Here is a 20,840-nt window from a genome sequence, read left to right as displayed (position 1 = left end):
GTTATAAAAATAGCTATTGCTAATAAACTTTTAAAACAAGCTTTTGCAATAGCTAATTCTAAGCAAAAATATATAGAAAATTATCAAGAAAATATTTGTTTTTAAGCACAGTTCATTGCGAACGAAACGCAGTGGAGTGAAGCAATCTGTTAATTGTCAAACACTAAACAAAATCAATTACTAACCTTTTTAATCTTAGGTTCTTTATAAAACTAGCTATTCATTCGATCTCGACTCCGCTCGATCTAACAAAAGTGAGAACATAAAAAAAGCCTAGTTTTAATGATAAAACTAGGCTTTAATTTATTTTTTTTAATAGCTGTTATTTACTTTCAGAAGCAGCTGCTTCAGGAGTTTCGTCTTTTTTAATTCTATCAATGAATTTTTGTAAACGCATTCCGTAATCAGATTTTTTAATTTCTGGAGTCAAACTATTATTAATTGTATCTAATAAATATACATTTGCATCGAATAATTCAGATAATGCAATATATGGAGAAGCTTCTGAGTTATTATTTGCAATAGCAAAGTTGGTTGTAAATAAAAAGCGTCTTCTTACCATTCTATTATATGCTTTTTCTAAACTATCTGCTTGTACTGTGTCTTTTTTTGCACGTGCTTCTAAGTCTTTAGCTATATAATCTAATCTTTTCATTTTAAACTGATGGTTAATTTCTTTAAACTTATCCATCACTTCCTGATTTTTAGAACCAGTAATCACTGGTTTAAAACCAAACTCTTCAACATTATCATTAATCGTTATCTCCCCTTTTTCTCCAAAAAACATGATTTTTTTAGTCTCAGTTTTTTCATTCCCTTTAAATGTTAGGTAATACATTATTGGAGAATCTACATCGTCAACCAACTTAAATTCATCTTTCCCAAATAATTGAATAGAGTCAACAGAAACAAGTAAGGTATCTACCATTTTTTGAAGATAAAGAGTTCCTTTCTTTAATCCTTTAATTTGACCTTTAACAACCATGTTTCCTGTTTTCTCTGACGAACAAGAAAAAATTAAAATTGATATTGCTACTACAGCTAAAATTCTTCTCATTATGATATATGTTTTCAAGTGCAAATATGCAGATTTCTACGAAACTTTTAAGCTTATTTATTTTTATTTTTTAACTAACCCACTTCATCATTAATGCACATGCAAATGCACCATAAGTACCTAATGCATATCCTAAAACAGCTAAAAGAACTCCAACAGGTGCTAATGAAGGATGAAAAGCTCCAGCTACAACTGGTGCAGATGCTGCTCCTCCAATATTGGCTTTAGAACCTACAGCTAAGAAAAAATATGGAGCTTTAATAATTTTAGCAACTAAAAATAGTAAACCTACATGTATAATCATCCATACAAAACCTATAGCAAACAAACTGATATTTTCTACAATTGCATTTAAGTTCATTTTCATTCCTATAGACGCTACTAAAATGTAAATGAAAACAGTTCCTATTTTACTTGCTCCTGCTCCTTCGTAACTCTTTATTTTAGTAAATGATAAAGCAATACCTACTGTAGTTGCGGTAATTATTAACCAGAAAAACGAACTTCCTAAACCAAAATCTACTAAGAACGGAATGTTTTGTTTTACAAAAACACTCACATTATCTCCTAAAAAATGGCTAAAAGATGTTACACCAAAAGCAACACCTAATAAAATAATCAAATCATTGAATGTAGTTACCCTTGCAGTTTCAAGCGTAAACTTTTCCATTTTGTTTTTTAAATTTGTAATTGCTGAATTATCTGCTCTTAACCAAGCATCAACTTTATCAGATTTAGCAACTCCTAATAATAAGAAAGCCATCCAAACCTCTGCTACTAAAACATCTACTACAGCCATAATACTAAATAAGCTATCACTTACTTCCCATTGTTCTTTCATAGCTAATTGATTAGCTCCTCCTCCAATCCAACTACCCGCAACTGTTGAAAGTCCTTTCCATAATTCAGTTCCTTCAACTTGAACTAATATATCTGGAGCAACAAACTTGAAAAACAAAATAGCGATTGGTCCGCCAATCATTACACCTAAAGTTGCTGTTAAAAACATGATTAATGCTTTTGATCCTAACTTAAAAACACCTTTTAAGTCGATACTTAAGGTTAGCAGTACTAAAGACGCTGGTAATAAAAATCTTGATGAAACGTAATACAATTTACTTCCGCCTACAAATTGAGCATACTCAGATGATGGAATATTGTTTTTAGCTACGTAAGCTTTTAATCCTTCTAAACTACTATCTTGAATTGCTCCGTAAGAAGCTTGTAAATGATCAATTGCAGCAGCTACATCAATCCACTTATCTGCTATTAACCCCAAAGAACTAAAAATAGAAGGCACAAAATAACACAATAATAATGCAGGTACTACTTTATAAAACTTTTGAAAAGAATCTAGTTTTGAAGTGTAAAAAATACCTGCTAAAATCATACACAAAATACCGAATATGATGGTGTCATTTGCAAAAACAGGAATATTGTTATTTATTTCTGAAATACTCATAAATTATTTTTGATTGTTTTTCTTTCTGTGATCTGTACTAATAGCCACACCTAATTGAATTCTGTCAAATGTAGGTCCTCCGTTTATACTGATATTCATATAACCTAACTGTAATTTCACAGCTTTTGATAGTTTGTATTTGAAACCTAAACCAAACCAATTTTGATTATAAATAGTATCTGTAAAATCAAAAAACACCTCGTCATATACATAACTAGACCATTTTTCAGACAAAGGGTACCCTAAACCTAATTGATAACGAATCAAATGTCCGGTTTGCGATTCAAAAAAACGTTGTTCAGCTCTAATACGATGCGCAAAACTTAGTTTAGCAAGTTTATGTTTTATATTAAAATCTTCATAAATACGGTGATCTCCAAAATAACCTCCATCTATTGAAAATGTTCTATCGGTGCTTAAATATGCATACCCTAAAGTAGCACTGAATGTATTGTTTATTTTATAGTTTAATCCTGCACGACCAATAAATTGTCGCATATCACTTCCTATTTCATAAAAACGGAAATGCGCCATTGATTTAATACTAAAATCATCTGATAATTGATGCGAACCGTTGTACATATACCAAACACCAAGTTCTTTTTGTGGATCTTGAACAGTTGTTTGCGCTTTTAATTGTAGGCTAAAGGCACAAACAAGCAAAAAAATGTATTTTTTCATTCGTTAGTAGTCTATTTAGTTGTTTGTAAATTGAATGTAAAAGTAATAATACTAATTTATAATGCAATTTCTTGAAGATTTTTTAATAAACAACAAGGCTACCTATAAATTATATAAGTAGCCTTGCTTAGTTTTAACTGTTGCTTTTAATTAGTTGACACTAAAACTTTTTATTTCTTTAAAAGGAGAAATAGTTACTTTTTCTACTTCTTCTTTATATGATTTCCAATCTTTCTCAAAAAGAGCATTTGTCTTTTCTAATGCTTCCTTTAAAGAATCTTTGAATTGACTTACTAATTGTTTTTCTGTAGATGTTTGGTTTCCGAATCTACTATTCACATACCAGCTTGCTGAACGTAAACGTTGACTTACCGTTACTTCAGGATTACGAGTAATTCCCTGACGCTTATCTACCTTTCCTAAATATAATTCTAACACTTTGTTTATTCTCTTCACAATGTCTTCTGAAGAAACAATTTCAAACTTATACTTTTCTTTATCAGCTGCTTTAAATTTCTTCAAATATGCATTCGCGATATCTTTACTCTGTACTAGTTGTTTTATAGCACCATACATTGTTTTTTGATATTTCTCCAAATCTTTTGAAGCTGTGTATTTCTGATTTATTGCTTCTTGAGAAATTTGTAATCTAGGATCATAAGCAACTGTTATGTTTTGCTCAGATACTTGATCTCCAAAAATTGCTTTCACTCTATACGTTCCTGGCTTCACTCCTACACCTGCTGGTTCAGTTTTAGATTTTACAATCTTTCTTCCTACCTGCTCTACTCCTTTTTCTCTCAAATACCAATACCCTTTGTGAATACCGTTTTTCTTTGGAGTTTTTCTTTTTAATGTTCTAATTAATCTTGCTCCGTCATATATTTCAAAAGTAATTGAATCCCACTTTACAGTATTCTCCTCTTTGTCTTTTACACTATTTTCAGACTTCTTTGTGTCTTTAGATTCTTTTTTAGTGTTTAAATCTTTAGGCTTATTTATATAAAAATGAACCAATCCTCCACGAGATCTGTTAGTTCCATTAAACATAGCATCTGCTCCAAATCTACTTCCTGATGGTTGTTGGTATCTTGCTTGATAAGCCGTAGGAGGTTCAAATAATTGAATCTTCTTACTTAAAATATTTTTGTTTTTAGCAATAGCTCTTAACGGACGAATATCATCTAATACCCATGCAGCTCTACCAAAAGTACCAATAACTAAATCGTGTTCTCTTGGGTGAATTACTAAATCTTTAACTGAAACTGTTGAAAAACCTTGAGTCCACTTAGTCCATTTATTTCCTTTATCTACAGAAATGTATAAACCATCGTCTGTTCCTAAAAACAATAGATTTTCCTCAATAGGATCTTCTACAATACATAATGCATAACTTTTAACATCTCCAGCATCTACAATACGCTCCCATGTTTTCCCATAGTTTTTTGTTCTGTAAGCATATGGAGTATAATTGAAACGACGATAATCATTTGCTACTAATAAAGCTTCTCCTTTATTTTTATTAGAAGCTTTTATTTGTGTTATCCAGCTATTTGCAGGTAATCCTTTGATATTTTTTGAAACGTCGGTCCATGTAGCTCCTCCGTTTTTAGTGTAATGCACCTGACCATCATCTGTTGCTGCCCACAACATGTTTTTTTCTAACGGAGAAGGTTCTATCACTAAAACAGTACAATGATTTTCGGCACCTGTTGCATCCATAGTTAAGCCTCCACTCTCAGACTGCTTTTGTTTGTTTTTATCGTTTGTAGTTAAATCTGGTGAAATAACTTCCCATGTTAATCCTTTATCTGTTGACTTGTGAACAAATTGACTTCCGAAATACAAAGTAGAGTTATCGAACGGATCAATATTAATGGCTGCATTCCAATTAAACCTTAATTCTACTTTAGGATCAGGATGCGTAGGACGTACCGTATAATTATTTCCTGTTTTATAATCGTAACGAGATACAAAACCTTGCTGACTCATTGACCAACCGTATCTAGAATCATCTTTGTCTGGTACTACATCAAAACCATCTCCAAAACTGATTTCTTGCCAATATGAATTTCTAATTCCTTGTGCTTTCCAAACATATGCAGGTCCTCTCCATGATCCATTATCTTGCATTCCTCCATATACGTTATACGGATATTCATTATCTACATTAATGTGATAAAACTGTGCTACTGGTAAATTACCAATAAAACGCCATGTTTTACCACCATCTTTAGTTATGTTTAAACCTCCATCATTTCCATCAATCATGAATTTACCATTCTCTGGGTGAATCCACCAAGCATGATGATCTGGATGTACTCCATTAGCTACACCATAAGCTGGCATTAATTGAGAAAAGTTTTTTCCTCCATCTTGAGAAACATTCACATACGTAAAAATACTGTATACTCTATTTTCATTTTGTGGATCTACATAAATCTCTGAATAGTAAAAAGGTCTGTTTCCTATCCCTGGTTTATCATTAACCTTAGTCCATTTAAAACCTCCATCTACACTTTTATACAAAGCATTCTTTTTTGCCTCAACTAAAGCATAAATCGTATTCGGATTGTTTCTTGCAATCGCAACTCCAATTCTTCCTAAATCTCCTTTTGGAAAACCTTCTTTTTCTGTTATTTTTTTCCAGTTTTCTCCTCCATCGTGAGTAATGTACAAACCACTACCTTTTCCTCCTGATTTAAAAAACCAGGGATCTCTTTTGTGTTCCCACATTGCTGCTATTAATTTATTAGGATTTGAAGGATCCATCACTAAATCAGCAGCTCCTGTTTTAATATTATTGAATAAAACTTGTTTCCATGTTTTTCCTCCGTCAGTTGTTTTATAAACACCTCTCTCTTGATGTTCTCCCCAAGGAGATCCAATAGCAGCAACATAAACCACATCAGGATTTGTAGGATCAATAATTACACGATGAATATGACGTGTTTTTTCTAACCCCATTACTTTCCAAGTTTTACCTGCGTCTAAAGATTTATAGATTCCATATCCTCCATTTAAACTGTTTCTTGGATTTCCTTCTCCGGTTCCAGCCCAAATAACACTAGGATTTGACTGTTGAATAGCAATTGCACCAATAGATGCTGTTAATTCTTTTTCAAAAATTGGTTCCCATTTAATTCCTCCAGAAGTAGATTTCCAAATACCTCCTGAAGCAGTACCTACGTACATAACATCTGGGTTAGATTGAACAACATCTATTGTTGTAACTCTTCCGCTCATTCCACCAGGTCCAATATTTCTTGGTTTCATATTTTTTACCATATCCATGGAAAAATCTTGTGAAAATATTGCTAAATGGCATAGAAATAACAGAAATGTAATTAATTTCTTCATGTATTGTGTATTAGAACAAATAACCCATTACTCAAAAAAAGAACTCTTTTGAAGTACTAAAAATTCATTTCTTTTTGTAATAGATAGCTTAGTCGATTAAGTGCCTAAAAATACAGCTAATTCATTTTTTATTTCTTAAAAAAGTGTTAACGCTAAACTTTAGTTTGCAAGTTTAAAGTAGTAAATTTACATTTAGATGCAACCACATAAAAATTATGAATCGTAAACTATTCTCCCTATTTTTACTTTTATCCGTAGCTGTCAATGCTAAAACAAGTAAAATAATAGACTCATTAAATATTGCTATAAAATTTTATCAAAAAATTAAACTTTCTGACGGTATAAAACTTTCTTCTAATATTTATTTTCCTGAAAATTATAAAGAAGGACAAAAACTACCAACCATCCTTATTATTACTCCTTATGTTTCTGATGAAAACCACGAAAGAGGATTGTTTTTTGCAAGGAATGGTTACATTTTTATGACTGTAGATTGTAGAGGAAGGGGAAATTCAGAAGGTACTTTTTTTCCTTTTGAAGATGACGCTAAAGATGGTGCTGAAGTTATAGACTGGATTGGTAATCAAAAATGGAGTAATGGCAAAGTTGGCATGATGGGCGGATCTTACCGAGGAATGAATCAATGGTTTGTTTTAAAGAAGTTTCCAAAAAACTTAACAACAATTGTTCCAACAGCTTCTGTAGGTCCTGGTTTAGATTTTCCAAAATACAACAACATTTTTTATCCGTACGTAATGCGTTGGTTAATGTTAACAAGCGGAAAAACAATCAATCAAAAATTATTTGGTGTCGATTTTTGGAAATTAAAACAAGAGCAGCTTTATAAAGAAAACGCTGTATTCAATTCTTATGATTCATTAGTAGGATATCCTAAAGAAGCTTTTCAAAAATGGATTTCTCATCCTAGCCACGATTCTTTTTGGCAACAATTTTACTTTAATGCTGATGAAGCTAAAAAAATAAACATTCCTATTTTAAGTATCACTGGTCATTTTGATTCTGATCAACCAGGAGCTATGAAATATTATACTGACCATATGAAAAATGGGAATAATGCTGCTAAATTAAATCATTATTTAATTGTAGGTCCTTGGAGTCATGGTGGTACAAGAAGACCACAGAAGGAATTAGGAGGTTTTAAATTTAAAGACAACGCTGTTTTAAATATAAATTCTCTTCATTTAGATTGGTTTAATTGGACTTTAAAAGAAGGTAAAAAACCTACTTTTTTAAAAGATAGAGTTGCTTATTACACCATGGGAACAAGCAAATGGCAATACGAACCTAAACTTAAAAATATAGCCAATAGCTCAAAAACATACTTTTTAAACTCTGTGAATTCTGATGCTAAAAATCTTTTTTACTCAGGAAATTTATCAGAAAAATTGGTAGAAAAAGACAAAGAACCTGACATCATTATCTATGATCCTTTAAAAAATAAAGGCACTAAAGATGCTAGCTATCTGAGTAAAAACAGAGATTTTTTTAAAGATCAAAGCTATGTTAACAATAAAGAGGTTTTAATGTATCATTCTGAACCTTTGTCAAAAGACGTTCAAATTAATGGTAAAATTTCTTTTGAAGCTTATATTTCTTTAAATGTTGTTGATACAGATTTTCAAGTTGCTATTTATGAAATAACCAATAACAATGAATCTATTTTTTTACAAACAGATCAACTAAGAGCTCGTTACAGGAAAGGGTTGGAAAAACCAGAACTTGTAAAGAAAGGCGCTATTGAAAAATACATATTTAAAGGAGAAAATATGTTTAGTAGAACTATTAAAAAGGGAAGTAAATTACGTTTGATCTTCTCGGCTATAGATTCACCTGGCGTTCAGAAAAATTATAATTACGAAGAAGATCCAGCTATACAATCTCCTTTAAAAGCAAAAACTGCAGTGATTAAACTATATCACAACAAAAAATATCCAAGTAAAATAATACTTCCTATTAAGGAATAAACTAAAAAGAAGAGAAATACTTTATTTCTCTTCTTTCTTTTTAGGTTCTCTATTTGCATTTCTTAGGGTCTGCATTAACATCCACTCGATTTGTCCGTTAGTTGAACGAAATTCATCAGCAGCCCATTTTTCAATTTCTTTGAGCATTTCTTCATTTATTCTTAATGCAAAGGCTTTCTTTTTAGCCATAATTATTTTTTAATAAATTTCACTACTTCATTAATCAACTTGTTTGAAATCTTAAAATCAGGAGAATAATAAGATCTCAAATTATCTTCATCTTTAATTATATCTTTTATAACATGATTCATATTATCAATTAATAATAACTCTGAATTTATGTTATTTTGATGCAATATTTTGGCTTCTTCTGAAGCCACTTGAATATCTTTAGTTCCATTAACTATTAATAAAGGAATGGTTACTTTTTTTATTTCCTCTACTGGATTGTACTTCATCCAAGACTTTAAAAAAGGTTGATTTTGTTTTGCAAAAATAGAAACTAACATTGGATGTACTTCCTTAATTTCTCCTTTACTTTTTAACTCTTTTACATGGTCTGTTACAGTAGTTTCTAAAGAAGGTGAGTTTTTTGCTATTTGCTTTATCAATGTTTCATCTATAGTATATGCTGGTCCCGATAAAGAAATATATTTATCAATCTGCTTATTTAACGCTAACATACCAACTAGTGAACCTTGACTGTGACCTAGCAAAATTACTTTTGAAAATTTTCTTTTTTTAAGTAAGGCTTCAATTACTTTTTGAGCATCTATCACTAAATCTTCAAATTGAATTCCTTTCAAGTGTTTATAATTCTTAGAGTTGCTCGTTCTTTTATCGTAACTAAAAAAAGCAATTTCATGCTGAACCATCAATTCTCTAAATTGTTGAATATAGTTTGCTTTTACAATAGTACCTTGATTTCCATTCCTATCTACATTTCCTGAACCATGAATCCAAATTACCAAAGGAGTTTCTTTTTTAAAATATGATAATTCACCTGGTAACTCTATACTATCATTATACACAATTATTTCTTCTGACTTTACTTGTGCATATGACGCTAAAAAACTTAAAATATAAACTACAGCATACATAAAAATTCGTACCATATTTACTCTTTTAAATAATGATTAATTGTTTGATTGGCTTCTCCTTCTTTTTTAGTTCCAATCAAAACCTTTTTACCCTCTTTTAAAACTAATTGTATACCTATATTTCCAGATACATTATACGCAATGCCATTCTGCTTATTCCATAAAGCACCTCCTTTTACTCCCCATCCACCGTATTCTGATATTGGATCGTACTTTCTAACATAAGCTTCATCAATATTTTTCCATTGTATGGTTTTGTACTTGAAATGAAACGGAAAAAATTTATAATGTATTCCACGCTCATCTATTCTGGTTTTTAATTGAAACAAAAAGATACCACAAGTACTAATAATAATTAGTAATAACACCAACACATAACTTATTGTGGACATTTGATTATTGATATAACTTTTACTTATAAATACTAATGGAACAATCATGCTTATTGCTAAAAGTACAATCAACCATAATTGTGTAAATCTTTGCTCTTCTTTAAAAACCCTCATATAACTTATCTATTTTTATCTCTTTCAAAAACCACTGTACCATGTGGTGATACATGATTAACTACCCAACCTTCTCTGGCATATTGATTTAAAAAGTCTTCATATTTCTTTAATCTATTTGAAAACCCAAGCTTAGGCATTACTACTTTATATTCTTTCATAATATTTGTTTTAATGACTTAATGTTCCTGTGTTTACAACTGGTGACGCTTCTTTATCTCCACATAAAATAACTAGTAAATTACTCACCATAGCTGCTTTTCGTTCCTCATCTAACTCAACTAAATCTTTCTTATTCAACTCTTCCAAAGCCATTTCAACCATATCTACAGCTCCTTGCACAATTTTATGTCTTGCCGCTACAATTGCAGTAGCTTGTTGACGTTTTAACATTGCATTAGCTATTTCTTGTGCATAAGCCAAATATCCTATTCTTGCCTCTAAAACTTCAATACCTGCAATTGACAATCTTTCCTCTAACTCTTTTTCTAAGGTTTCACTTACTTCATTTACACTAGATCTTAAAGTGATATCTTCTTCATGTCCTTCATCTGCAAAATTATCGTACGGATACATACTTGCTAATTTTCTCACAGCCGCATCTGTTTGTACTCTCACAAAATTCTCGTAATTATCTACATCAAAAGCAGCTTTATAAGTATCTGTTACTTTCCATACTAAAATGGTACTAATCATAACAGGGTTTCCTAATTTGTCGTTCACTTTTAATCGTTCACTATCGAAATTACTCGCTCTTAACGATATTTTCTTCTTGGTATAAAAAGGGTTTGCCCAATACAATCCATTGGTTTTTATAGTTCCAATATACTTACCAAAAAGCAACACTACTTTAGATGTATTTGGATTTACAAGAATAAATCCGAATAGCATTACTACTGATATTACAACTGTTATTGCAAAATAACCACTTTGCAATTTGATCATAGCTGCTATACTTCCAAAGAATAAAACAAAGAATACTAATAACATTAAATATCCGTTCGCTGGCTTAATTATTTTTTCTGTCTCCATATTAAAAATTATTATGATATTATTTTGATATCATAAATATACTAAATTTAAATTAACTTTTAACATACATGAAAAAAAAATTAAGTTTTAGTTAAAATGAAAAGCAAATGAATGAGGTAATTTTTAGTTAAAAACAGTTAATATTTTTAATCAGTAATACTTTATTGAGTAATTTTAGGACATGAAATTCAAGTATCTTTTTATTCTATTCCCACTATTTTTTGCTTGTAAAGAAACTCCAATGGAAGTTCTTAATTATGACCAACTAGCTCCAATGCTTCAAAAAGATGATGGCAAAACTTATGTTATTAATTTTTGGGCAACTTGGTGTAAGCCATGTGTGGAAGAATTACCAGCATTTGAGAAATTACATGAAACTTACAAGGATAAAAATGTGGAAGTGATATTGGTGAGTTTAGACTTTCCAAACCAAATAGAAAGTGAATTAATACCTTTTATTAAGGATAGAAATTTACAACCTAAAGTAATTGTTTTAGATGATCCGAACCAAAACAAATGGATTAATGGAATTGACAAATCATGGTCTGGATCTATACCTGCTACTTTAATTTACAATAAAAATAAAAGATCGTTTTTTGAACAATCTTTTAGCTATGAATTATTAACTAAGGAATTACAACAATTTATAAACTAATAATTATGAAAGCTTTTAAATCAATTTTACTTTTAGCTGTTGTAGCTTTAAGTTTTTCTTTTATCGGTAAAAAAGATGGATATAAAATAGGTGATAAAGTAGATAACTTTACACTTAAAAACATTGACGGAAAAATGGTTTCGTTAGATGATTACAAAGATAAAAAAGGTGTAATCGTTGTGTTTACTTGTAACCATTGTCCATACTCTAAAATGTATGAAAATAGAATTATCGCAATTGATCAAAAATTTAAAGATAAAGGTTACCCAGTAGTAGCAATCAATCCAAACGATCCTTCTGTATCTAAAGGAGATGATTTTGAATCAATGAAAATTCGTGCAAAAAACAAGGAATTTACTTTTCCTTATTTATTTGACGATGGTCAAAAAGTATATCCAAAATTTGGAGCTACAAAAACCCCTCATGTTTTCATTTTAGAAAATAAGAATAATGATTTTGTTTTATCTTATATAGGAGCTATTGATGATAATGCTAGAGATCCTAAAAATGTTTCTGAACTGTATGTAGAAGATGCTGTTAACAATTTAATTGAAGGAAAACCTTTAAAAAGAATGGAAACAAAAGCTATAGGATGTTCTATTAAAACTAAGAAAGCATAACAAATAATATTTGTTTAAAACATAAAAAAAGCGGTTGAATAATTATTCAACCGCTTTTTTTTTATGATAATACTTTACTCAGTTACTTTTAATCTAGCTTTTGCTGAAACAGACATATCTGCTTTGTAATTATCTAAAAATTTTAAATAACCGGTAATCGCAATCATAGCTGCATTATCTGTCGTATACTCAAACTTAGGAACGTAAGTAGTCCACCCCCAATGTTTTTCTGCTGTAATTAAACGCTTTCTAATTTCTGAATTAGCAGACACTCCTCCTGCAATTGCAATATGTTTAATTCCTGTTTGCTTTACAGCATTTTTTAATTTTTTAATTAAAATTTCAATAATTGTATATTGAATAGATGCACAAATATCATATAAGTTTTCCTCTATGAAATTTGCATTCTCTTTTACATTTTTCTGAATAAAGTAAAGTATCTGTGTTTTTAATCCGCTAAAACTAAATTCTAAATCTCCAACTTTAGGTTGAGTAAACTGAAATGCTTTTGGATTTCCTAACTGTGCGTACTTATCAATTAAAGGTCCTCCAGGATAAGGTAATCCTAATATTTTGGCAGATTTATCAAAAGCTTCTCCAACAGCATCATCAATAGTTTCACCTAAAACTTCCATTTGAAAATGATGATCTATTTTAACAATTTGAGTGTGTCCTCCACTAATTGTCAAACAAATAAATGGAAATTCAGGAATTTTACTTCCTTCCTCTTTAATAAAATGAGCTAAAATATGCGCTTGCATATGATTTACGTCAATCAAAGGAATATCTAAACCTAATGCCAAAGATTTTGCAAAAGAAGTGCCAACTAACAAAGACCCCATTAATCCTGGTCCTCTAGTAAAAGCAATAGCACTTAAATCTTCATTTTTAATCCCTGCCTGCTCTATAGCCTGTTGTACTACTGGTACAATATTTTGTTGATGTGCTCTAGAAGCTAACTCAGGTACTACACCTCCATATTTTGCATGCACTTCTTGATTGGCAACTATATTACTTAAAACTTTACCATCGCAAATAACTGCTGCACTTGTATCATCACAAGAGCTTTCAATACCTAATATATATGTGTTTTTAGCGCTCAATTATTTCAAATTTATAACTGCAAAAATATCTATAATACGTTAGATATTCGTTAAAATTGATGTTTCTTTGCATTTAGGCAAGTTTTTTGCGTTTAGACTTTACCAAAATACACATCAAACATCATAAGAAAGCTAAGAAAAATAGTACTAAGAATAGTAGGAATCATATTGATTCTTCTGCTTTTATTGATGCTCATACTTTCTATTCCGCAAGTGCAAAGCAAAATAGCGCAAATAGCTACAAAAAAAGTAAATGAGGCATTCAATACTAATATTGTAGTAAAAAAAATAGATTTATCTATTCTTGGTAATGTTCAATTGAAAGGAATTGAAATTAGAGATCACCACAACGATACCCTTATTTTTGTAAAAAATTTAAAAACATCATTACTAAACGCTAAAACAATAACTGATAATAAAGTTAATTTAGATGATGTTACGCTTTCTGGCGTTCATTTTTATATGACTAAATATAAAGGTGAAGAAGATGACAGTATGAGTATATTTATTGATAGTTTTGATGATGGAAATGATGAAGAAAGTGATACTCCTTTTATTTTAAATGCCAGTAATATTTATATTGATGATTTAACCTATCAACTTTTTGACAACAACAAAAAAGAGCCGCTACAATATGGTGCCTACAAAGCTGGTGGAAGTGTTCAGGATTTTAATCTTACAGGTCCTGATGTTACCGCAAAAATTAGAGGGCTGTATTTAATAGACAATAGAAAATTAAACGTCACTAATCTTACCACTGATTTCTTTTACAGTAAAACGAAAATGTTGTTTGAAAGACTAACATTAGAAACGAATTATGGATCTAAAATAGTTGGTGATGTGAAGTTTAATTACAACAGAAAAGATTTTGCTAATTTCACAGACAAAGTTAGATTAAAAGGAAACTTTAAAAGAAGTATTGTTGCTGTAAAAGATGCTAATAGATTTTACAACGAATTAAGAGGAAACGATAAACTAATTTTTACAGGAAGTATAAATGGTACTTTAAACAACTTTAGTACGCCTAATTTAAACATGTATTCCAAAAACGGAATGGTGATTAAAGGTGATATGGGATTTGTTAATTCTTTTAATACCGACAGAGGTTTCGTTTTTGATGCTAACTTAAAAAAGGTTTCTTCAAATTACAACCAATTAAAAAGCATACTTCCAAATATTCTAGGAAAAACGCTTCCTACAAGCTTTCAAAAAATTGGAAACTTCTCTATTGCTGGTATTATAAGGTTAACTCCTGATCAAATGGACGCCACCTTAAACTTAGACTCCTCTATTGGAAGTACTATTTCTGATTTACAATTTACCAATATTGAAAACATTGATTATGCTTCTTATAGTGGTACAATTGAATTTATTGATTTTGATCTTGGTAAAATTACTGATAACGAAGATTTAAAAAACATCTCATTAAAAGCAGATGTAATTGGTAGTGGTTTTAAAGTAGAAAATATAAACTCAACTATTATTGGTAAAGTTTACAAGGTTGATTTCAGGGGATATCCTTATCAAAACCTTACTGTAAATGGTCAATTTCAGAATAGAAAGTTTGATGGAATTTTAATTTCAGATGATGAAAATTTCAAACTAGATTTTAAAGGTTTAGCTGATTTTTCTTCTGAAATTAATGAATTTGACTTTACCGCTAACATTGATAAATTAGATTTAAACAAAACCCATTTTTTTAGTCGTGATAGTATTTCTGAAATAAAAGGTATTGTAAAATTAGATGTAGTTGGTAATAACTTAGATAATATTGTTGGTAAAGCAACTTTTGAAAATTTCATTTATAAAAATGAAAAAAGAACTTACAAGTTCACCAATTTTAATATTAATTCTTCTGTAAAAGATAGTATTAAAACTATTGAAGTTAACTCAAAAGATATTGTAAATGGAAAGCTTGAAGGTAAATTTATTTTTAAAGATTTATCTCCTGTAGTTCAAAATGCTTTGGGTAGTGTATATTCTAACTACCAACCGATACCGGTTGAGAAAAATCAATTTTTAAATTTTGATTTTACTATTCACAATCAAATTGTAGAAGTTTTTTTACCCGAAATTTCTATTGGAAAAGATACCAGAATCAAAGGAAAAATAAACTCGAACAAAAACGCTGTAAAACTTACCTTTTCTTCTCCTTATGTAAATGCATATAAAAATGTGTTAGATGAAATTGTTTTAAGAGTTGACAATAAAAACAAACTTTACAACACACACTTAACCACAAAAAAAATTAAAACAAAATATTACGATATCAAAAACTTGAATTTACTGAATCGTACTGTTAATGATACATTGTTTTTTAAATCGACATTCAAAGGTGGTAAAAGAGAAACTGAAGATTTCAATTTGAATTTCTTTTATACTATTAATAAAGATAAACGTTCTGTAGTTGGACTCCAAAAATCCACATTTAATCACAATGATTTTGATTGGATTATCAACCCTAAAAAAGATAACAACAATAAAGTATCTTTCAATGTAAAAGAAAAACATTACGAATTTAGTCCTTTTGAATTGATTTCAGAAAATCAGAAAATTGCTTTTGAAGGTAAAGTAATTGGCGATTCAGAAAAAGATTTAAAAGCTAATTTTACTGATGTTTCGTTACTTAGTTTTTTACCAGACATGGATGATATTACTCTTGCTGGTACTTTAAATGGAGAAGTTTCTCTGAAAGAAAAAGATGGAATTATTGACCCAAAAGCAAACTTAACCGTAAATGATGTTATTGTAAATGATTTCTCTCAAGGGGTTTTAAAAATGAAAATAGATGGAGATAATTCTTACAAGAAATATGATATAGATATTTCTTTGAGAGATTATAACTTTGATAATGTTAAAATAGTTGGTGGATTAGATTTTTCTACTGATAACCCTCAAGTTGACTTAAAGGTTAACTTTAAAGAATATGAATTGAATGGTTATAATGACTTTGCCAAAGACATTATAGACAATTTAAGAGGTAGACTATCTGGTGAGTTTACAGCAAAAGGCCCTGCTTTAAACCCTATTTTTAAAGGATATCTACAATTAGATGATGCTGGGGTAACTTTTCCTTACTTAAATATTGATTTTGACCTTGTTGAAAATACAAGAATTAGATTGCAAAATCAATCGTTCATCTTTGGAGGTACTGTATTACAAGATACCAAATATGATACGAGAGGTTATTTAAATGGTAGTGTAACTCATGAAGATTTTCAGAAGTGGTACTTAAAATTAGATATTGACACTCCTAACCTACTGGTTTTAGATACCAAAGAAGCAGAAGAAATTCCATACTATGGTAAAGGATTTATCAGAGGAAACGCAAGAATTAGAGGACTAACCAGTAATTTAAGTATTGGTGTAAATGGAAGAACACAACCTGGAACTGTTTTTGTGATTCCTTTAAATGATGTTACTACTGTTAACAATTACAAATTAATTCGATTTAAAACAGGGGAACAAGAAGATACTAAAGATCGCACCATAGATAAAATAAAGGGTTTAAACTTAAAATTTGATTTAGCCGTTACCAAAGATGCAGTTGCTCAGGTTGTAATTGACAAAGTTTCTGGTAGTGATTTAAAAGGTAGCGGAAACGGAAACCTTCACATAGAAATAGATACTCGTGGTAAATTTATCATGGATGGTGGTATTACCATAGATAATGGTTTTTACAACTTTAAATATGGTGGAATTATCAGTAAACCTTTTGAAGTACAAAAAGGAGGAACCATTTCTTGGAGTGGTGACCCGTTAAAAGCTGAATTAGATTTAACCGCAGTGTATCAAACAAAGGCTAATCCTGCTCAATTATTAGATAATATTAATTCTACTAGAAAAATACCTATTGATTTATACACGAAAATCACTGGTGGTTTATTTGACTCTAAACAAGATTTTGATATCAAAATACCTAATGCCAACTCAACAGTAGCGTCTGAATTAGAATTTCAATTAAATGAAAATGACTTGAACACCAAAATGCAACATTTTACTTTTTTAATGGCTTTTGGTACTTTTTATAATGAAGAAACTATTGGTAACAGTGCTTCTGTTGGTTTAACAGGAACTGCAGCTCAAATGGCTTCTAATATTTTATCTAGTGTTATAAATAAAGAAGGAAGTAAGTTTAAAGTAGGTGTAGGTTATACACAAGGTGATAGAACAAATGTAGAACAACTTCAAAACGCAACAGATGACCAAGTAGATGTTTCTGTATCTACTCAAATATCAGACCGTGTGCTGGTAAATGGTAAAGTTGGTGTACCTGTAGGCGCCAACACACAAACAAGTGTGGTTGGAGAAGTTAAAGTAGAAGTTTTATTAAATGAACAAGGTACGTTAAGAGGTACTTTCTTCAACAAACCTAACGACATTCAATTTGATATTGACAACGAAGGATATACACAAGGACTAGGACTCTCATACCAAGTTAATTTTAATACGCTTTCTGAATTAGGAGAAAAATTAGGATTAAAAAAGAAAAAGAAGAAGAAAGAAGAAAAAAAAGATAGTATTATTGTAAAGAAAAGAAAGTTAATTAACTTTAAGGCCAAACAACAAGACACTACTAAAATCAAAAAATGAGAAGAACTGGTAAAAATTATGTCATTCTAACTTTAAAAGGAATGGCTATGGGAGCTGCAGATGTGGTTCCTGGAGTATCTGGTGGAACCATTGCTTTTATTTCTGGAATTTACGAAGAGCTACTACAATCCATAAGTAATATAAACCTTAGCTTACTTAAAACATTAAAAAAAGACGGATTTAAAAAAGCTTGGGAACAACTAAATGGAAATTTTCTATTAGCACTATTTTCTGGAATTTTTATCAGTATTATTTCATTAGCTAAAGTAATTTCATGGTTACTAGTAAAACATCCTATTTTACTTTGGTCTTTTTTCTTTGGTTTAGTACTGGCAAGTGTTATTTATGTTGCTAAACAAATAACCAAATGGAATATACTCACAATGTTTCTTGTACTTATAGCTACTACGCTTGCTTACATCATTACAACATTACCTCCTTTAGTTTCTGAAAACTCATCTAATTTATTTTTGTTTTTAGCAGGAGCTATAGCTATTTGTGCTATGATTTTACCTGGAATTTCTGGATCTTTTATTTTAGTTTTATTAGGAGCTTATAAACCTATTTTAGCAGCCGTAAGTAATAGAAATTTTGTTGTTATTATCACTGTTGCTTTAGGTTCTTTATTCGGATTGTTATCTTTTTCAAGAATTTTAAAATGGTTATTTGCCAATTATAAAAACTACACTTTAGCTACTTTAACTGGTTTTATTATCGGTTCTTTAAACAAAATATGGCCTTGGAAAAAAGTTTTACGTTACAGAACTAATTCTCATGGAGAGCAAGTTCCTTTTAATGAATTATCAGTATCTCCATTTTCATATGAAGGAGAACCATACTTAATGTATGCTATTTTGCTAATGATTGTTGGCTTTGCTTTAATTTTACTTTTAGAAAAACTTGCAGTAAAAAAATAAACCTTTTTCAAATGTATCAGGAAAAGACATTTACTCAAAAAGTAACATTATTCTTAAAAGGAATTGCAATGGGTGGTGCAAATAAAGTACCCGGCGTTTCTGGAGGAATGGTCGCTTTTGTTATGGGCTTTTATGAAGAGCTGATCTTTTCCTTCCAAAGAGTTAATAGCAAAGCTTTAAAACTACTTTTAAAAGGTAGATTTTCATCTTTTTTAAAATACACCAATTTTACTTTTTTAGCATACGTAATGCTAGGAAGTATGTGTAGTTATTTTAGTGTATCACTACTATTAGATTACTTTTTAAAGCATTACGAATTATATGTATGGGCTTGGTTTTTTGGTATGATCATAGGCTCTATTTATTATATTTCTAAAGATTTTGGTAAATGGACTAGCGCTAACATAATTTCTTTAATTGTAGGAATTACTATTGGTCTTTTGATTAGCTTTATGACTCCAGCTAGAGAAAATGACAATCTATGGTTTGTCTTTTTATGCGGAATTATTGGTGTTTCTGGAATGACATTACCCGGTCTTTCTGGTTCTTTTATTCTAATATTATTAGGAAACTATGTATTATTGTTAGTAGATAGTGTTAATGTTTTAGGTAGCGTAATTACAAGCTGTCTGTCAGGAGATTTTTCTGTATTAAAAGACACTGTAAAAATCAGATATCTTAAAATAATAAGTGTATTTACATTAGGCTCAGCATTTGGACTGGTTTCAATATCTCATGGCTTAGGTTATGTTTTAAAAAGATGGAATTCTCAAGTAAATGCCATTATTATTGGTTTTATTAGTGGTTCTTTAGGAATTGTTTGGCCATGGAAAAAAACTATCTATAAAATTGAAAATGGAGCTTTTTTATTAGACAAAAAAGGCAATAAAATAATCGAAAATTATGAACGTTTCATTCCAAACATTGAAAAGATTGATACCTGGACAGCTATCGGTTTTATTGTATTAGGAATTGTTTTAATTTTAGTGATTGACTATTATGGCAACAGAAGAAAATAATTATTTATTTGGACTCCTAGGGAAAAATATTTCATATTCTTTCTCTAGAGGATATTTCTCAGAAAAATTTGAATTACTAAAACTTGTAAATCATAAATATGTAAACTTTGATATTCAAGATATTTCTGAATTAAAAACTGTTTTAAAAGAAAACGAACCTTCTTTAAAAGGAATGAATGTTACAATTCCGTACAAAGAAACTGTTTTTCAATATTTAGATAAAGTAGACAAAAAAGCTCGTCAAATAGGTGCTGTTAATACTATTAAGTTCACTAAAAAGGGAAAACTTATTGGATATAACACGGATTTTTATGGATTTAAAAACTCTATAAAACCATTGTTAAAAACACATCATAAAAAAGCTTTAATTTTAGGAACAGGTGGTGCTTCTAAAGCAATTGCCTATGCTTTAAAAAAACTAAATATTGAATATAAATTTGTTTCTAGAAGCGGTGATGGTGAAACTATTTTAAGCTACAATGATTTGAACGAAAAAATTATAACAGAATACAACATTCTTATCAATTGTACTCCTTTAGGAACCCATCCTAACACAGATCAGTCTCCTAATATTCCCTATGAATTTATTTCTAACAAACATTTGTTATACGACCTTATTTACAACCCAAGTGAAACTCTATTTTTATCTAAGGGAAAACAACAAGGTGCAGCTATAAAAAACGGATTGGAAATGTTAGAACTCCAAGCTGAAAAAGCTTGGGAAATATGGCAATAATGATTTTTTTTTGA

The 20,840-nt window shown here is 30.0% G+C and carries 17 protein-coding genes; 7 read left to right on the top strand and 10 right to left on the bottom strand.

The annotated features are described in order from the left end of the window. Nucleotides 1–322: 322 nt before the first annotated feature. From EYW44_RS10175 to EYW44_RS10160, 4 genes are all read right to left on the bottom strand, one after another. Nucleotides 323–1,057: a DUF4369 domain-containing protein gene (locus EYW44_RS10175; protein ID WP_132723556.1), complete on the bottom strand. Its 735-nt coding sequence runs from the start codon at nt 1,055–1,057 to the stop codon at nt 323–325. A gap of 70 nt (nt 1,058–1,127) precedes the next feature. Next, nucleotides 1,128–2,519, bottom strand: a complete 1,392-nt coding sequence (locus tag EYW44_RS10170; RefSeq protein WP_132723555.1) for a DUF819 family protein — start codon at nt 2,517–2,519, stop codon at nt 1,128–1,130. A 3-nt stretch (nt 2,520–2,522) separates the two neighbouring features. Continuing rightward, a complete protein-coding gene (locus tag EYW44_RS10165; protein WP_132723554.1) occupies nt 2,523–3,200 on the bottom strand; it encodes a DUF2490 domain-containing protein in 678 nt (225 codons plus the stop codon). 150 nt (nt 3,201–3,350) lie between these two features. Then, complete coding sequence (locus tag EYW44_RS10160; protein ID WP_132723553.1) at nt 3,351–6,560, bottom strand: VPS10 domain-containing protein; 3,210 nt, start codon at nt 6,558–6,560, stop codon at nt 3,351–3,353. A 215-nt stretch (nt 6,561–6,775) separates the two neighbouring features. On the opposite strand from EYW44_RS10160, the gene EYW44_RS10155 reads away from it, so the two are divergent. Beyond that, nucleotides 6,776–8,545, top strand: coding sequence for a CocE/NonD family hydrolase (locus EYW44_RS10155; RefSeq protein ID WP_132723552.1), 1,770 nt, complete (start codon nt 6,776–6,778; stop codon nt 8,543–8,545). A gap of 21 nt (nt 8,546–8,566) precedes the next feature. Here EYW44_RS10155 and EYW44_RS10150 read toward each other — a convergent pair whose 3' ends face one another. From EYW44_RS10150 to EYW44_RS10130, 5 genes are read right to left on the bottom strand one after another with little or no spacing between them, the layout of a single operon-like run. Continuing rightward, a complete protein-coding gene (locus EYW44_RS10150; protein WP_132723551.1) occupies nt 8,567–8,734 on the bottom strand; it encodes an Arc family DNA-binding protein in 168 nt (55 codons plus the stop codon). Between the two features lie 2 nt (nt 8,735–8,736). Further along, nucleotides 8,737–9,660, bottom strand: a complete 924-nt coding sequence (locus EYW44_RS10145; protein ID WP_132723550.1) for an alpha/beta hydrolase family protein — start codon at nt 9,658–9,660, stop codon at nt 8,737–8,739. Nucleotides 9,661–9,662: 2 nt separating this feature from the next. Next, nucleotides 9,663–10,151, bottom strand: a complete 489-nt coding sequence (locus EYW44_RS22475) for a hypothetical protein (RefSeq protein WP_207893768.1) — start codon at nt 10,149–10,151, stop codon at nt 9,663–9,665. 5 nt (nt 10,152–10,156) lie between these two features. Continuing rightward, complete coding sequence (locus tag EYW44_RS10135; protein WP_132723549.1) at nt 10,157–10,312, bottom strand: DUF4177 domain-containing protein; 156 nt, start codon at nt 10,310–10,312, stop codon at nt 10,157–10,159. 10 nt (nt 10,313–10,322) lie between these two features. After that, nucleotides 10,323–11,183 carry an SPFH domain-containing protein gene (locus EYW44_RS10130; protein WP_132723548.1) on the bottom strand — a complete coding sequence of 287 codons (861 nt, stop codon included), beginning with the start codon at nt 11,181–11,183 and terminating at the stop codon, nt 10,323–10,325. 241 nt (nt 11,184–11,424) lie between these two features. Between EYW44_RS10130 and EYW44_RS10125 the strand changes: the two genes are divergently transcribed. Both EYW44_RS10125 and EYW44_RS10120 read left to right on the top strand, forming a co-directional pair. Beyond that, a complete protein-coding gene (locus EYW44_RS10125) occupies nt 11,425–11,838 on the top strand; it encodes a TlpA disulfide reductase family protein (RefSeq protein ID WP_243643638.1) in 414 nt (137 codons plus the stop codon). Nucleotides 11,839–11,843: 5 nt separating this feature from the next. Then, the gene (locus tag EYW44_RS10120) at nt 11,844–12,458 is read left to right on the top strand and encodes a thioredoxin family protein (RefSeq protein ID WP_132723546.1); all 615 of its coding nucleotides are present in this window, start codon (nt 11,844–11,846) and stop codon (nt 12,456–12,458) included. A gap of 74 nt (nt 12,459–12,532) precedes the next feature. Here EYW44_RS10120 and tsaD read toward each other — a convergent pair whose 3' ends face one another. Beyond that, entirely contained in the window at nt 12,533–13,561 is a 1,029-nt protein-coding gene (gene tsaD / locus EYW44_RS10115; protein WP_132723545.1) for a tRNA (adenosine(37)-N6)-threonylcarbamoyltransferase complex transferase subunit TsaD, read from the bottom strand. Between the two features lie 213 nt (nt 13,562–13,774). Here tsaD and EYW44_RS10110 point away from each other — a divergent pair, with 213 nt between their 5' ends. The 4 genes from EYW44_RS10110 to EYW44_RS10095 are packed head-to-tail and all read left to right on the top strand — an operon-like array spanning nt 13,775 to nt 20,826. After that, nucleotides 13,775–18,154 carry a translocation/assembly module TamB domain-containing protein gene (locus EYW44_RS10110; RefSeq protein ID WP_243643637.1) on the top strand — a complete coding sequence of 1,460 codons (4,380 nt, stop codon included), beginning with the start codon at nt 13,775–13,777 and terminating at the stop codon, nt 18,152–18,154. Continuing rightward, on the top strand, nt 18,151–19,071 hold the full coding sequence (locus tag EYW44_RS10105; protein WP_132723543.1) for a DUF368 domain-containing protein: 921 nt from the start codon (nt 18,151–18,153) through the stop codon (nt 19,069–19,071). Before EYW44_RS10110 ends, EYW44_RS10105 begins: the two co-directional genes overlap by 4 nt. An 11-nt stretch (nt 19,072–19,082) precedes the next feature. After that, entirely contained in the window at nt 19,083–20,090 is a 1,008-nt protein-coding gene (locus EYW44_RS10100) for a DUF368 domain-containing protein (RefSeq protein WP_132723542.1), read from the top strand. Further along, the gene (locus EYW44_RS10095; RefSeq protein WP_132723541.1) at nt 20,071–20,826 is read left to right on the top strand and encodes a shikimate dehydrogenase family protein; all 756 of its coding nucleotides are present in this window, start codon (nt 20,071–20,073) and stop codon (nt 20,824–20,826) included. Before EYW44_RS10100 ends, EYW44_RS10095 begins: the two co-directional genes overlap by 20 nt. Nucleotides 20,827–20,840 lie beyond the last annotated feature (14 nt).

It is taken from the genome of Tenacibaculum sp. M341 (genome assembly GCF_004337695.1).
In the GTDB taxonomy this organism is placed as follows: domain Bacteria; phylum Bacteroidota; class Bacteroidia; order Flavobacteriales; family Flavobacteriaceae; genus Polaribacter.
The sequence above is the reverse complement of the archived record's forward strand: the minus strand, read 5'-3'. Positions and strand labels throughout refer to the sequence as shown.

Bases quoted from the DNA above. Each gene is read 5' to 3' on its own strand.
- EYW44_RS10170 (WP_132723555.1), bottom strand. From the start codon at position 2,519: ATGAGTATTTCAGAAATAAATAACAATATTCCTGTTTTTGCAAATGAC.
- EYW44_RS10160 (WP_132723553.1), bottom strand. From the start codon at position 6,560: ATGAAGAAATTAATTACATTTCTGTTATTTCTATGCCATTTAGCAATA.
- EYW44_RS10150 (WP_132723551.1), bottom strand. From the start codon at position 8,734: ATGGCTAAAAAGAAAGCCTTTGCATTAAGAATAAATGAAGAAATGCTC.
- EYW44_RS10095 (WP_132723541.1), top strand. From the start codon at position 20,071: ATGGCAACAGAAGAAAATAATTATTTATTTGGACTCCTAGGGAAAAAT.
- EYW44_RS10165 (WP_132723554.1), bottom strand. From the start codon at position 3,200: ATGAAAAAATACATTTTTTTGCTTGTTTGTGCCTTTAGCCTACAATTA.
- EYW44_RS10135 (WP_132723549.1), bottom strand. From the start codon at position 10,312: ATGAAAGAATATAAAGTAGTAATGCCTAAGCTTGGGTTTTCAAATAGA.
- EYW44_RS10130 (WP_132723548.1), bottom strand. From the start codon at position 11,183: ATGGAGACAGAAAAAATAATTAAGCCAGCGAACGGATATTTAATGTTA.
- EYW44_RS10175 (WP_132723556.1), bottom strand. From the start codon at position 1,057: ATGAGAAGAATTTTAGCTGTAGTAGCAATATCAATTTTAATTTTTTCT.
- EYW44_RS10125 (WP_243643638.1), top strand. From the start codon at position 11,425: ATGGAAGTTCTTAATTATGACCAACTAGCTCCAATGCTTCAAAAAGAT.
- EYW44_RS10120 (WP_132723546.1), top strand. From the start codon at position 11,844: ATGAAAGCTTTTAAATCAATTTTACTTTTAGCTGTTGTAGCTTTAAGT.
- EYW44_RS10155 (WP_132723552.1), top strand. From the start codon at position 6,776: ATGAATCGTAAACTATTCTCCCTATTTTTACTTTTATCCGTAGCTGTC.
- EYW44_RS10145 (WP_132723550.1), bottom strand. From the start codon at position 9,660: ATGGTACGAATTTTTATGTATGCTGTAGTTTATATTTTAAGTTTTTTA.
- EYW44_RS10100 (WP_132723542.1), top strand. From the start codon at position 19,083: ATGTATCAGGAAAAGACATTTACTCAAAAAGTAACATTATTCTTAAAA.
- EYW44_RS22475 (WP_207893768.1), bottom strand. From the start codon at position 10,151: ATGAGGGTTTTTAAAGAAGAGCAAAGATTTACACAATTATGGTTGATT.
- EYW44_RS10105 (WP_132723543.1), top strand. From the start codon at position 18,151: ATGAGAAGAACTGGTAAAAATTATGTCATTCTAACTTTAAAAGGAATG.